This is a genomic window from Demequina sp. (assembly GCF_016278765.1).
Taxonomy (GTDB): Bacteria; Actinomycetota; Actinomycetes; order Actinomycetales; family Demequinaceae; genus Demequina.
The window spans coordinates 15,627-27,953 of the sequence record NZ_JADQBE010000045.1 but is presented as its reverse complement, the minus strand read 5'-3'; the positions used below and the strand labels follow the sequence as shown (position 1 = coordinate 27,953).

Here is a 12,327-nt window from a genome sequence, read left to right as displayed (position 1 = left end):
TCGTCCCGAACGACGCGCGCTACCAAACTGCGCCACACCCCGTGAAAAGCCTGCCCAGGATATCCGACCGGGACCCAGCAGCGAAATCGCCCCGTCGGCTGCTACTCGCGAGCCGTGAGAGTCAGCACGGTTGCCTCTGGCCGGCACGCAAATCTCACGGGTGCAAAGGGCGACGTTCCCGCGCCAGCGCTCACGTGAAGCCAGACGTCATCAGGACCAGGGCCCTCGCCGGGCCACGTCGACAAACCCCTCGCGCGCCGCCGATCCAGATCACAATTCGTCACGAGCGCACCGTAACCGGGGACGCACACCTGACCGCCGTGGGTGTGGCCCGCCAGGATCAGCTGCGCGCCGTCCGCCGTGAGCGCGCGCAGCGCCCGGCTGTACGGCGCGTGAACAACTCCAAGGTGCAGCTCGCCGGGCATGTCGTCGTCACGGGCGGGCATGCGGTCGCGCCCGATGTGCGGATCGTCCATGCCCACCGCAGACACCGCCAACCCGCCCACGCTGAGGCGCGTCCTCGCGTTGTTGAGGTCCCGCCACCCGGCCTCGAGAAACACAGATCGCAGCTGCTCGGTGGGAAGCCGCTTCGGTTCGCGGTGTGCGCGGGACGGACCCGCGAAGTAACCGAAAGGGTTCTTCAGGTGCGGCGCGTAGTAGTCGTTGGACCCGAACACAAAGACGCCCGGGGTGGACAACACGCCCGCGAGCGCCTCAGCGACAGCCGGAACCGCCTCGGCGTGCGCAAGATTGTCGCCGGTCACCACCACAAGGTCGGGCCGCTCCCGCGCCAAGGAGGCCGCCCAGGCGATCTTGTCGCGTTGGCTCGGGGTCAGGTGGAGGTCCGACACGTGCAACACCCGCAAGGACGGCTGCCCCGGCTCGAGCACGGGAACCGTGACCCTGCGAGTGGTGAACGCGTGCGCCTCGGCGAATCCCCACGCGACACACGCCGCCCCGGCCGCGCCGATTCCCAGCGCTGCCGCCATGGCTCGATTCATGACGCCCTACGGCGCCGGGCTCGGGTCCGGCCCGGGGGAGGGCGGCGTTGTCTTGGGTGTCGGATCCCAGCCCTGCGACGGGTCGTTCTTCTCCCAGTCGGGCGGTGGCCACGCGCCACCCCACCAGTCCGAGGGCGCCGTCAGCGGATCCCAACCGGACGGCCACTTGGTCCACCAGCTCGGCCGTTGGTCACTCGACAGGTAGACCGTGACCGCTCCGCCGGGGCGCATGGTCGAGCCGGCGGTCGGAGACTGCTGCACAATCTGACCGGCGGGGACGCCGGGTTGGTAAAAGGTCTCATTCGACTTCACATACTGGAAGCCCGCATCGTTGATCACCCACTCGGCGTTCTGCAGCGAGAGTCCAAGCCCCACGACGTTGGGCACACGCAACTGCGAGCCGTTGATGATTGTCGCCGACGCCGTCGGCAGGTCCACAACGGGCAACCCCTCCATCGCCCTTGACATGAAGTCCTGCCAGATCGGCCCCGAGATGTCACCGCCAAACCAGGAACCCCTCCGGTAGACCCCGTTGATCGTCGTGTACTCCTGCGGAACATCGACCTCCGCGTTGCCGGTCCACACGGCGGAAACCACCTGAGGGGTGTAGCCCACAAACCACAAGTGGGAGCTGTTCTGGGAGGTGCCGGTCTTGCCTGCCGCAGGGCGCCCGATGCCGAGCCGTTTGCCGGTGCCGTAGTCCATGACCTTCGTCAGCGCATAGGTCACGCCGTCGGCGATGTCCTGCCTGACCACCTGCGAGCACTTGACCTCCGGCGGCACGATCACCTGTCCGTCCGGGCCAACCACGTCGGAGCCGTCCAGCTTGGTCACGGACAGGATCGCGCGGGGCTCGCAGTGAATTCCACGGTTGGCGAAGGTTTGGTACACGGACGCCATCGTCAAAGGCGATGCGTTCTGCGTGCCCAAGGTCATCGACGGCACCACCTCGAAGTCAAGCCCGTCGGCACGGTGGAAGCCCAGGTTGAGCGCCATGTCCCGCACCAGGCAGAGGTCCAACTGGTGCGTCATCGCGACATACGCGGTATTCACCGAGTAGGCGGTGGCATTGAGGACCGACGTCTGGAAATTCTCGGACGCCGACACGTTGCCCGGCTTCCATTTGCCCGTGCCTCCGGCGCCGTCCGGACAACTCCTCCGCCACGACGAATCCAGCCAGGTCCGTTCATCGCCCGACACAACCTGGCTGAGCGACCGGCCCGATTCGAGCCATTCGGCCAGGATCATGGGCTTGAACGACGATCCGGGAGAGAACCCGCGCGAGCCACCAAGATCGCGGTCCACCGCATAGTTGATCGCGGTCGAATACGGCTCCTTCGACGTGGGGTCGAAGTCGCGGTTCTGCGCCATGGACAGGATGTTGCCGGTGGTCACGTCGAGCGCCACCAGGGCGTTCTCAAGCCCGGAGGAATCGTCGGCTGGCACACCCCGGCGCAGCGCGTCCCGCGCCTCCTTCTGCAAGCGAGGGTCAAGCGTGGTGACGATGTTGAGCCCACCCTTGTAGAGCAGGTTCTCACCCTCGCCCTGGAAGGCCGGGTCGCGGACGATGACCTTGGTGACGTAGTCGCAGAAGAACGGCGCAATGTCGGACGCCGCACAGGAGAACTTCGGGTAGGTGATGTTGAGCGTCGACTCGATCGGGGTCTTGGTGCCCACCACATACTCTGCGAGCGTGATGAGGCCCTGTTCGTGCATCACGTTCAGCACGATGTTGCGGCGCTCCTGGCTCTGTTCCGGAAACCTGATCGGGTCCCATTGGGTGGGGTTCTGGGTGATACCCGCAATGGTTGCCGCCTGCAGCGCGTTCAGGTCCTTCGCCGGAATCCCAAAGTAGAGTTGGGCGGCCGCCTCCACGCCGTAGAGGCTGGGGCCGTATTGGGCGATGTTGAGGTACTGCTGCAGCACCTGCTCCTTGCCGCAGTCCACCTGGGGGTCATCCGTGCAGACCTTGCCGTAGATCCCGTTGAGCCGCTCCTCGTACGCGAGCGCCAAACGCCACTCACGAATCTTGCGGGCCAGCGACACCTCCGTGGCGGCCTTGACTGCGGCGCGGCTCTCTTCCTCATCACTGATGTTTTCGGCGGCCTGCAACAAGGTGTTCTTGACCAGCTGCTGCGTGATGGTCGAGGCTCCGCGAGTCTCTGACGAGCTCAGGTTGTCGTAGGCCGCACTCAGCAGGCCCTCGCCATCCACCCCGTTGTGCAGCCAGAACCGCTTATCCTCGACCGCGACCTGGGCCTTCTGCATCCAGGGGGAGATCTCCTCCAGCGGGACCACCACCCGGTTCTGCGTGTAGAAGGTCGCGAGCAAGGTGGTGCCGTCGGACGCGTAGACGGACGACGCCTGCGGCAGATCTGTCTGGTCAAACTCCTCCGGCAGCGACTCGAACAGGGTGGCGGTGCCGTTCACCGCTTGGCCGCCAACCGTGACCGCCGGCAACGCGAGGCCTGCCACCAACACTCCGCCCATCACGGAAAACAGGAGGAACCCCGCCAGCGATGTGACGAACTGGACGATCGTGACGCGTCCGTCGCGGCGCGCGCGATCGGCAGTAAACAGTCCCATGGGAGAACCTTACGTCGAGATGCGGGAGGTCTGGAGAGCAAACGTGCGAGCGCCCCACCGCGTTCCGTGGCTGGGGCTAGGCTCAGCGCATGACCACATGGGAATATGCCACCGTTCCGCTCATCGAACACGCCACCAAGCAGATCCTCGATCAATGGGGTTCCGACGGCTGGGAACTCGTCACGATCGTCACCGGCCCCACGGGCGGGATCGTCGCCTACTTGAAGCGGCCCACGTCGTGAGCCACTCGGCTCGCCTGGCCGCCGCGGGCCTGACGCTTCCCGTCGTCGCGTCCCCGGTGGGTTCCTACGTGCCAGCCCTGCGGTACGGAGACCTGGTGACGACGTCGGGGCAGCTCCCGTTCGTCGACGGCGCACTGCAGGCGACGGGCATCGTCGGCGCCGTCGGCGGGGTGACGCCCGACGTGGCCGCCCACTGCGCGCGCACTGCCGTGCTGAACGCCGTGGCCGCCGCCGCCCTAGCCGCCGGCGGCATCGACGCGATCACCCAGGTGGTGAAGATGACGGGGTTCGTCGCCTCTGCGCCCGACTTTGGCGGCCAGCCCGCCGTCATGAACGCGGCCTCTGACCTGCTGACTGACATCTTTGGTGAAGCGGGCCGCCACACGCGCTCCGCTGTGGGCGTGGCCGCCCTGCCGTTGGGCGCGCCGGTGGAGATCGAGTTGACGGTAGCGGTCGGAAACTAGCGGGAACGGGCGCGCAGGCGCTCAGGCTCGTACACCTCGACCGCGCCGATGTGCACGTCGATCCAGCCGCGTGAGGCGAAGTCGGCGAGCGCCTTGTTGACGGTCTCGCGGGAAGCGCCTACCAGTTGGGCGAGTTCCTCTTGAGTCAGGCCGTGACGCACGGTCACGTGCCCGCGTTCCATGCGGCCGAAGCGGTGGCCGAGGTCGAGGATCGCCTTGGCCACACGACCGGGGACGTCCGAAAAGATCAGGTCCGCCATCGTGTTGGACGTGCGGCGGATGCGCTGGGCGAGGGCGCGCAGCATGTGACGGCTCATGTCCAGGTGGTCGTCGAGCCACACGTCTAGCGTGTCCTTGGGGAGTTCGTACACCACCGAGTCCTCGACCGCGTGGGCTCGCGACATGCGCGGTCCTGGGTCGAAGACGGCGAGTTCGCCGAACATGTCGCCCACGCCGAGCAGGGCGAGCAGGTTCTCGCGACCGTCGCGAGCCGTGCGAGCCAACTTCACCTTGCCACGCACCAGGACGTACATGGCGTGGCCGTCGTCTCCCTCACGGTAGATGGTCTCGCCGCGTCCCACTTCCTTGCGCACCATCGTGGCGATCAGCGAGCGGGCGTTCTCCGCGTCCATGCCGCCGAAGAGCGGTGCGGAACGCAGCAGCTGTTCTTCGCGCGGGCTCTCAGGCATGGCTCATCCTCGGCTGCACGGACGCACGGTGCGCCTCGCCCATTGCTTTCACCACGTCGCCCGTCACAGTCTCCAGGTTCTCACTGACTCGCGCTTCGTATGACTCAAGACGCGCTGTCAATGCATCGATGCGCTCGATGCTACCGGGAATCCGGTGAGGGCCGTCTGTCCAGATTGCCGCAGAGAGCTCTGCCGACGTCGGCGCGTCGGCGGCGAGGGCCTCCCATGCGGAGTCAAGATCCACGGCTCCGGTCTCCCCTGGTGGGGCTACCTGACCGATCAGCAGGTCTCGGCGCGCCTGAAGGAGCCGCAGCCACCATCGGATGCGAGCCAACTCCCGACGCATTTCGCGGCGCTGGTGGCGCAGTTGCGCAAGCGCAGCCTGGCTACTGAGTGCCACGAGCACCGCCCTTCGCGCAATCTTCCGGCGGAATGCCGGTCGAGAACTGTATCGGCGCGTGGCCGGGTCGCCTTGAGCCCCGTTTACAGTGGGTGCATGGCGACGCGCGGCACTCTCCCGGTGGCAATCGCCGGCCAGGACCCCGCCGTGGGCGTGGTGCGGCGCGCACGCCGTATCAATCGCACCCTCGCCGAGGTGTATCCGGATGCCCGGTGCGAACTCGATTTTGACGGCGCCTTCCAGTTGCTGGTGGCCACCGTCCTGTCCGCGCAGTGCACGGACGTGCGCGTGAATCAGGTCACGCCAGCCCTCTTCGCCCGCTTCCCCGATGCCGCGGCTATGGCGTCGGCGCCTCGCGCGGAACTGGAGGGACTCATCAGGTCGACCGGCTTCTTCCGCGCCAAGGCCACGTCGATTCTGGAGCTCTCCGGCGACCTGGTAAGGCTCCACGACGGCGACGTACCCGGCCGCCTCCAGGATCTGGTGACGTTGCGCGGCGTGGGACGCAAGACGGCCAACGTGGTGCTGGGCAACGCCTTCGGCGTTCCAGGTATCACGGTCGATACTCACATGGGTCGGCTGGCCCGCCGACTCGGCCTCACAGTCCACGACGATCCGGTGGCGGTCGAGCGCGATCTGATGGCGCTCATCGAGAGGCGCGAGTGGACCCTGTGGTCGCACCGCATCATCTTTCACGGGCGCAGAAGGTGCACCGCTCGAAAGCCGGACTGCGGCGGTTGCGAAATCTCCCGCTGGTGTCCGTCCGCGGGAACGCTCGGGTAGGTCGACGGGGCGCCGACGCTATTCGGCCTCGGTAGCGGTCATGCGGCCGCGCTTGTCGAGTTCACGCTCGAGCACTGCGGCGTCCGCGAGGCGGGAGTCCGGCACCGGTGTCGAGCGGCGCTCAAACACGGACCGATAGAAGCGGTCGCGCCACATCAGGATGACCGCACCAATGATGGCCGACAGCAGCGACGCCGACAGCACGGCCATCTTCACTTCGGAGACCCGATCGCCAGCGAACGCGAGGTCGCCGATCAGGAGCGACACGGTAAAGCCGATGCCGGCCAAAGCGGACATGCCCAGGACATCCCACCAGCTGAGGCCGCGATCCAAGGAGGCGCGCGTGAAGGTCGCCACCAGAAAGGTGAACAGCAAGATGCCCACCGGCTTGCCAATGACCAGTCCGGCGACGACGCCCCGGGCCACCGGGTCGGCCGCGGCCGCGGCAATCGCGGCCCCATCCACCGCAACTCCCGCCGCCAACAGCGCGAACACGGGTACCGCGAATCCCGCGGAGATCGGTCGCCACCAGTGCTCCCAATGTTCGGCCAGGCTGTGCCTCTCGTGCGGGCGAGCGATAGCCGGGACCGCCATGCCCAGAATCACTCCGGCGATGGTGGCGTGCACCCCCGACGCGTGCATCGTGGCCCACGCCACAAGTCCGACGGGCACCAGCACCCACGCCGTCGTGACCCCCTTGCGAATGAGGAACCAGAACAGGGCGATGGACGCCACCGACGCCCCCAGCCAGCCAAGCGCGAGGCTGTCGGTGAAGAACACCGCGATGATGACGATCGCCAGCAGGTCGTCTACCACGGCCAGGGTCAGCAGGAACGCGCGCAAGGCGTTGGGAAGCCACTTGCCTACCACGCTCAGGACGGCGATGGCGAAAGCGATGTCCGTGGCGACGGGTACCGCCCAGCCGGACAATGAACCCGCATCGCTGGTGGCGTTGATGAGCACATACAGGCCTGCCGGCACCAGCATTCCACCGATGGCGGCGATGATCGGCACGATGGCCGTGGCGGGCCTGCGCAGTTCCCCGGCGACGATTTCGCGCTTCAGTTCCAAACCGATCACAAAGAAGAAGATGGCGAGCAGGCCATCCTTGGCCCACGTCTCGAGGGCCAGGTCGAGGTGAAGCGCGTGGGGACCGATCACGGTGGTCTTGACGGTCTCGTAGCCGTCCGCCCACACCGAGTTGGCCCACACGAGGGCAACCACCGTGCCGATGAGCAGCAGGATTCCCCCGGCCCGCTCGGTGCGAAGTACGTCCGCGAGGGTCTGCTCCGTGGACGGCGTCAGGCGGCTGAACAGCCTGCGGGCACGGGCGCGGACCATCGGAACCTACTTTCGTTGTGGGACATCACCAACGATGGTGGGTCCTAGCCTACCGAGCATCTGAGGCCCGGTCACTGACCTCAACGCCCGGCGCGACGCTCCTGCTTCCCCGTCGGTGTCTACGCGTTCGCAGAGCTCGGCGAAGGATCCGCCGCATGTTTGATGGGGAGCGGGTCAAAGCGATAGCCCACGTTGCGCACGGTGCCGATGAGCTGTTCGTGTTCCGCGCCCAGTTTGGCGCGCAGGCGGCGGACGTGGACATCCACGGTGCGCGTGCCGCCGTAGTAGTCGAAGCCCCACACCTCCTGCAACAGCTGGTCGCGGGTGTAGACGCGTCCCGGGTGCTGCATCAGGTACTTGAGGAGTTCGAACTCCTTATAGGTGAGGTCGAGTGGTCTGCCCTTGAGCCGCGCGGTGTAGCCCCCCACATCCACCGTAAGATCGCCGGATTTGTACTCGGCCGCCTTTTCCAGGGGATCCGCGGACGATGCCCTGCCCAGCAGCAACCTCAATCGGGCCTCGACCTCGGCGGGGGAGGCGTCGGTGAGCACCACGTCGTCGGCGCCCCATTCGGCGGTGACGATCGACATTCCGCCCTCGCGCAGCACAAGAAGCAGGGGCACCTGGACGCCCGTGACCTGGACAAGGCGGCAGTTGTTGCGCGCCTCGGACAGATCGGCGCGCGCGTCGATCACCAGGACGTCGGCGTCGAGGGCGTCCAGCATGGCCGAGGGCTCGGGGGCGACAACACGGGTCCGGTGGCTGAGCAGGGCCAGGGCAGGCAGGACCTCGGCGGCGCCGTCAGCAGACGGCGTCAGCACAAGCAGGTCGGCCATGGCTACCTCCGGTTGCGTTTACCTTACCGTTAGCACTCGTGCGAGACTTACGCGCGTGAACCCCTCGACGCGAGCCACGGCGACGTTCGCTGCCGCCACCGTCGTGGCGGTTGCGGGCTTCTATGGCACGCGTTTTCTGGCCTTGGGAGTGAGCGCGCTGATCGCGGTGGCCGCCTTCGGTTGGCCACGCCTCCTGCGCGTGTATCGGCGCAAGGTCGGCAGCGTCATCATCGCCGCCTCCGGTGCGATATCGGTGGTTGCGGTCGGATTGGGCCGTGGGGAACCCTACTTGCGCTATGCCGTCGCGGCCGCCGGCGCGGCAGTGCTCCTATCCCTCGCCGCCGAGGTCTTCTTCCCGTCCCCTCCCGGCCGAGCCGTCACCTCGGTGACCGGGATGATGTCGGGCGCCTTCGTCGCCGTCTCCGCAGGCGCATGGGTGGCGGCCAATCGCACCCCGGGAGCCGCCGACTTGGTGGTGGCGGGTGCGGCTGCCATCGCCGTGGCAGGGCTGGCCGCCGTCACCACCAAGCGGCCCACCGTGAACTCGATCATCGCGTTGATCTTCGGCACCGCCACTGGTGGCGTGCTGGGATACGTGTTCGACTCCATCAGTTGGGCCGGCGGGTCGCTGGTGGGTGTCGTCGGCGCCGCCTCCGTCGTGACGGTGACGGAACTCGCCACTCGCGAACCCGCGCCGCGCCACGTCTTAGCCGCGATCGCGTCGGGAATCACTCCCGTGCTGTCCTCGGGGGTGCTCGTGTACCTCAGTGGCAGACTGCTGGTGGGCTGAACATGGACGCCCTGATCAGGCTCGCCGCGGTGGTGGTGGTCTTGGCCGCCAGCGCGATGGCGTACCTGTGGTGGTCCAGGCGTCAAGGGCGCGTTCAGCACGTGCACGTTCCGGGCGCGCTGACACCCGACGACCTTGGCGCACCGCGCGGCCTGCGTGCCACGTTCGTGCAATTCTCTACGCCCATCTGCGCCAAGTGCCCGCCCACCCGCGCGCTGCTGCTGCGGGTGGCCCAGGAGTACACCCACGTCAGCCACATTGAGATCGACGCCTCTGAGCGGCTGGACCTCGCACGGCGCCTGGACATCATGCGAACCCCCACCACGTTGGTGTTGGATGCCAACGGCGTCGTGGTGTCGCGCATGAACGGCGCGCCCTCGGAGGCGCAGGTGCGTGAGGCCCTGGACGAATTGCCTCCCCCAGGCGAGTATTCGATCTAGTCTTCAGAGCCCGCCGCCGAGCGATCGGGGGCCGAATCGGAGGCGTCCCGATAGGATGGCGTCCCTACTAAGGAGGTCTCGTGTCCCCCAGTTCTGACATCCAGATTGATCCGCGCGGTTACCGCTTTGGGGCGCTGGTGACGTTCGTGATCGTGCTCGCCGCACTCGTGGTGGGCGCCAACGCCGTCGGCTTCGTCCTCATGGCCGTCCTGACCGCGATGTTTGTGCCCGGCGCCACCGTGGGCCCGCAGGCCACCGTGCAGTCGTGGCTGTTCCGCACTCTGGTGCGTCCGCGCATCGGCGCCCCGAGCGAGACGGAAAGCTTCCGCCCGCCGCGCTTCGCCCAGCAAATGGGCCTGGTGATGGCGGCTGCCGGGCTCCTTCTGGGCCTCGCCGGTGCGGAAGCTGGCTTCTATGTCTTCGCGGCGTTGGTGGCGATCGCGTCGTTCCTGAATGGCGTGTTCAACTTCTGTGCGGGCTGCGAGCTCTACCTGTTGTTCAAGCGCGCCACCACCAAGGCGGCGTGACATGGCCCGCTTGGTGGTGAAGTGCACGTGGGGCGCGGAACGCCCTGAGGCGCTCGTGCAGGCATTCACGGTCGCGGCGACCGCGGCCGCTTCGGGCGTCGAGGTGAGCATGTGGCTGACGGGTGACGCGGTGTTCCACGCCGTGCCTGGCGTCGATGACGTCGAGTTGCCGCACAGTCCGCCGTTGTCGCAATTGCGGGATGCGGTGCTTGCCGCCGGAACCCTCACGGTCTGTACTCAGTGCATCGAGCGCCGGGACATCGGTTCGCACGACCTGCTTGACGGGGTCCGCATTGCGGGTGCGGCCGCGTTCGTGGCGGAAAGCCTGGAAGCAGACACCACTGCGTTGGTGTACTGAACAGCACTCCTGAAGACCGGTGCCTAGACTGGGGACATCATGACTGCACTTGAAGCCACCTTCATCGCCCTGGCGGTTGCCTCTTTCAGCGCGACCGTGTGGATCACCGGCATAGTGTTGTGGCGCGTGTTGAACGCGCCTAAGCGGTGACGTTCGTTCTGCCCGACGATCTCGCACCCGAGGTCTACCCCCTGGCTTGGCTGGTGGGCTCGTGGTCCGGTCGCGGCGTGATCGAGTACCCCGACATCCCTCGCACCCAGTTCCGGTCCGATGTGACATTCGATCACGACGGCGGGCCCTACCTGATCTATCGCGCGACCTGGACCGTGGTGGGCGACGACGGCGAAGACGGTCCCGTCTGGTCGAGCGAGCAGGGCTATTGGCGGGTACCTCCCAAGACCCCCGAGGGCCTCGAACTGAGCGAAAGCCTCCACCCGGTGGAGTTGCTGCTCGCGGATGCCTCCGGCTCGATCGCGCTCATGATCGGCGCGGTGGGCAACGGAAAAATCGAACTTGCGTCGGATCTGATGGCCCGCTCCGCATCGGCCCCGAACGTGGGCGGCGCCGCGCGGCTATACGGCCACGTGAGCGGCGAACTCATGTTTGCGTTCGACATCGCCGCGTTTGGCAATGATTTGCGCAGCTACGCTTCCGGCCGGATGTCCCGCGTCGAGGAATCCTCACGGCCCACCCGAACGTTGACCTGACATGACCTCCGCTCTGATTGCCTCTTCCCCCTTGCTCGTACGCCCAGGCGCGGTGGCAGCCGACGGACCCGACGCAGGCGTGGCCTGGCACTACGGAGACCCGACGGCGGAGCAGCGTGCGCTCGAGGCGGGCACTGCGGTCGTGGACCAATCCCATCTGGGCGTGGTGACCGTGACAGGTCCGGACCGCCTGACGTGGCTGAACTCGCTGACCACTCAGGAGGTCGCGGCTCTGGCTCCCGGCGCCTCGACCGAGTTGATGATTCTGACGCCGCAAGGGCGCATCGAACACGTGGCCGCCGCGGTGGACGACGGCGAGACTGCGTGGCTCATGACGGAGACCGCCGCGGGACTTGCCGCCTTCCTGGACCGGATGCGCTTCATGCTGCGCGTCGAGGTCGCCGATGCCACGGCCGACTGGGCAGCGATCGGCGAGCCCTCGTCCCTTCCGGGGGACGACGGCGCGGTCACCTGGGTGGACCCGTGGCCCCACGTCGCTCCGGGCGGAACGTCGTATGCCGACGCTGGTTCGGCACAGCCGGACCCGTGGGCGTGGCGACTCGTGCTGGTGCCTCGCGGCGAACTCTCCGCAGCCGTGGACGCCCGACTCGCTACGGGCGCCCGCCTCGCCGGCACCTGGGCCTCCGAAGCTCTTCGGATCGCCGCGCATCGTCCGCGCGCCGCGACCGAGGTGGACGAGACCACGCTTCCGCATGAGCTCGACTGGCTGCGCACCGCCGTGCACCTGCACAAGGGCTGCTACCGCGGGCAGGAGACGGTGGCGAAGGTTCACAATGTGGGCCGGCCCCCGCGCCGGCTGACGATGCTGCATCTGGATGGTTCGGGCGCGGACCTCCCCGCGCTAGGCGCGACCGTGACGCTCGCTTCCGACGGAAAGCCCGCGGGCCGGGTGACGTCCGTGGCCCGCCACCACGAGCTGGGGCCCATTGCCCTCGCCGTGCTCAAGCGGTCCACGGACCCGGAAGCCACGCTCCACGTGGAGGGCGAGGACGGGCCGGTCGCCGCGGCCCAGGAGATCATCGTGAACGCCGAGGGTTTCTCAGCAGATCGGCCCGCCAAGCCCGGGCCCACGGCCAAGGGTCTGCTGATGGGAAAGGGCTGCGCCGCCGACGGCGGCGACATGAGTTAGGCCGCCGAGGCGG

15 protein-coding genes are annotated in these 12,327 nt (G+C 67.5%); 9 read left to right on the top strand and 6 right to left on the bottom strand.

The window, feature by feature from the left end:
* Nucleotides 1-101 precede the first annotated feature (101 nt).
* Both QZZ29_RS08480 and QZZ29_RS08475 read right to left on the bottom strand, forming a co-directional pair.
* A complete protein-coding gene (locus tag QZZ29_RS08480) occupies nt 102-989 on the bottom strand; it encodes a metallophosphoesterase (RefSeq protein WP_291382554.1) in 888 nt (295 codons plus the stop codon).
* An 18-nt stretch (nt 990-1,007) separates the two neighbouring features.
* Complete coding sequence (locus tag QZZ29_RS08475) at nt 1,008-3,587, bottom strand: penicillin-binding protein (RefSeq protein ID WP_291382553.1); 2,580 nt, start codon at nt 3,585-3,587, stop codon at nt 1,008-1,010.
* Nucleotides 3,588-3,676: 89 nt separating this feature from the next.
* Between QZZ29_RS08475 and QZZ29_RS08470 the strand changes: the two genes are divergently transcribed.
* Together QZZ29_RS08470 and QZZ29_RS08465 are read left to right on the top strand one after the other, a co-directional pair.
* Nucleotides 3,677-3,829, top strand: coding sequence for a DUF4177 domain-containing protein (locus QZZ29_RS08470; protein WP_291382552.1), 153 nt, complete (start codon nt 3,677-3,679; stop codon nt 3,827-3,829).
* Complete coding sequence (locus QZZ29_RS08465) at nt 3,826-4,293, top strand: RidA family protein (protein ID WP_291382551.1); 468 nt, start codon at nt 3,826-3,828, stop codon at nt 4,291-4,293. The genes QZZ29_RS08470 and QZZ29_RS08465 overlap by 4 nt, the downstream gene beginning before the upstream one ends.
* On the opposite strand, the gene QZZ29_RS08460 is transcribed toward QZZ29_RS08465, so the two are convergent.
* Nucleotides 4,290-4,982 carry a Crp/Fnr family transcriptional regulator gene (locus QZZ29_RS08460; RefSeq protein WP_291382550.1) on the bottom strand — a complete coding sequence of 231 codons (693 nt, stop codon included), beginning with the start codon at nt 4,980-4,982 and terminating at the stop codon, nt 4,290-4,292. The two genes, QZZ29_RS08465 and QZZ29_RS08460, sit on opposite strands and share 4 nt — an antisense overlap.
* Nucleotides 4,975-5,382, bottom strand: a complete 408-nt coding sequence (locus QZZ29_RS08455) for a hypothetical protein (protein WP_291382549.1) — start codon at nt 5,380-5,382, stop codon at nt 4,975-4,977. Before QZZ29_RS08455 ends, QZZ29_RS08460 begins: the two co-directional genes overlap by 8 nt.
* Nucleotides 5,383-5,478: 96 nt before the next feature.
* Here QZZ29_RS08455 and nth point away from each other — a divergent pair, with 96 nt between their 5' ends.
* Nucleotides 5,479-6,165 carry an endonuclease III gene (gene nth / locus QZZ29_RS08450; RefSeq protein ID WP_291382548.1) on the top strand — a complete coding sequence of 229 codons (687 nt, stop codon included), beginning with the start codon at nt 5,479-5,481 and terminating at the stop codon, nt 6,163-6,165.
* 18 nt (nt 6,166-6,183) lie between these two features.
* On the opposite strand, the gene nhaA is transcribed toward nth, so the two are convergent.
* Together nhaA and QZZ29_RS08440 are read right to left on the bottom strand one after the other, a co-directional pair.
* Nucleotides 6,184-7,506, bottom strand: coding sequence for a Na+/H+ antiporter NhaA (nhaA, locus tag QZZ29_RS08445; protein WP_291382547.1), 1,323 nt, complete (start codon nt 7,504-7,506; stop codon nt 6,184-6,186).
* A 119-nt stretch (nt 7,507-7,625) separates the two neighbouring features.
* Nucleotides 7,626-8,342: a response regulator transcription factor gene (locus QZZ29_RS08440; protein ID WP_291382546.1), complete on the bottom strand. Its 717-nt coding sequence runs from the start codon at nt 8,340-8,342 to the stop codon at nt 7,626-7,628.
* A 55-nt stretch (nt 8,343-8,397) separates the two neighbouring features.
* On the opposite strand from QZZ29_RS08440, the gene QZZ29_RS08435 reads away from it, so the two are divergent.
* The 6 genes from QZZ29_RS08435 (at nt 8,398) to QZZ29_RS08410 (ending at nt 12,314) form a co-directional block, all read left to right on the top strand.
* A complete protein-coding gene (locus QZZ29_RS08435; RefSeq protein ID WP_291382545.1) occupies nt 8,398-9,132 on the top strand; it encodes a hypothetical protein in 735 nt (244 codons plus the stop codon).
* Between the two features lie 2 nt (nt 9,133-9,134).
* Nucleotides 9,135-9,572 carry a thioredoxin family protein gene (locus tag QZZ29_RS08430; protein WP_291382544.1) on the top strand — a complete coding sequence of 146 codons (438 nt, stop codon included), beginning with the start codon at nt 9,135-9,137 and terminating at the stop codon, nt 9,570-9,572.
* An 80-nt stretch (nt 9,573-9,652) separates the two neighbouring features.
* Nucleotides 9,653-10,099 (top strand): DUF4395 domain-containing protein, encoded by a 447-nt coding sequence (locus tag QZZ29_RS08425; protein ID WP_291382543.1) that lies wholly within the window; start codon nt 9,653-9,655, stop codon nt 10,097-10,099.
* Between the two features lies 1 nt (nt 10,100).
* Nucleotides 10,101-10,457, top strand: a complete 357-nt coding sequence (locus QZZ29_RS08420; RefSeq protein ID WP_291382542.1) for a DsrE family protein — start codon at nt 10,101-10,103, stop codon at nt 10,455-10,457.
* Nucleotides 10,458-10,603: 146 nt separating this feature from the next.
* Nucleotides 10,604-11,164, top strand: coding sequence for an FABP family protein (locus QZZ29_RS08415; RefSeq protein ID WP_291382541.1), 561 nt, complete (start codon nt 10,604-10,606; stop codon nt 11,162-11,164).
* Between the two features lies 1 nt (nt 11,165).
* Complete coding sequence (locus QZZ29_RS08410) at nt 11,166-12,314, top strand: folate-binding protein (protein ID WP_291382540.1); 1,149 nt, start codon at nt 11,166-11,168, stop codon at nt 12,312-12,314.
* Nucleotides 12,315-12,327 lie beyond the last annotated feature (13 nt).

Excerpts from the sequence above, each read along its gene's own strand:
- QZZ29_RS08480 (WP_291382554.1), bottom strand. The coding sequence starts at position 989 with ATGGCGGCAGCGCTGGGAATCGGCGCGGCCGGGGCGGCGTGTGTCGCG.
- QZZ29_RS08475 (WP_291382553.1), bottom strand. The coding sequence starts at position 3,587 with ATGGGACTGTTTACTGCCGATCGCGCGCGCCGCGACGGACGCGTCACG.
- QZZ29_RS08470 (WP_291382552.1), top strand. The coding sequence starts at position 3,677 with ATGACCACATGGGAATATGCCACCGTTCCGCTCATCGAACACGCCACC.
- QZZ29_RS08460 (WP_291382550.1), bottom strand. The coding sequence starts at position 4,982 with ATGCCTGAGAGCCCGCGCGAAGAACAGCTGCTGCGTTCCGCACCGCTC.
- nth (WP_291382548.1), top strand. The coding sequence starts at position 5,479 with ATGGCGACGCGCGGCACTCTCCCGGTGGCAATCGCCGGCCAGGACCCC.
- nhaA (WP_291382547.1), bottom strand. The coding sequence starts at position 7,506 with ATGGTCCGCGCCCGTGCCCGCAGGCTGTTCAGCCGCCTGACGCCGTCC.
- QZZ29_RS08440 (WP_291382546.1), bottom strand. The coding sequence starts at position 8,342 with ATGGCCGACCTGCTTGTGCTGACGCCGTCTGCTGACGGCGCCGCCGAG.
- QZZ29_RS08430 (WP_291382544.1), top strand. The coding sequence starts at position 9,135 with ATGGACGCCCTGATCAGGCTCGCCGCGGTGGTGGTGGTCTTGGCCGCC.
- QZZ29_RS08420 (WP_291382542.1), top strand. The coding sequence starts at position 10,101 with ATGGCCCGCTTGGTGGTGAAGTGCACGTGGGGCGCGGAACGCCCTGAG.
- QZZ29_RS08410 (WP_291382540.1), top strand. The coding sequence starts at position 11,166 with ATGACCTCCGCTCTGATTGCCTCTTCCCCCTTGCTCGTACGCCCAGGC.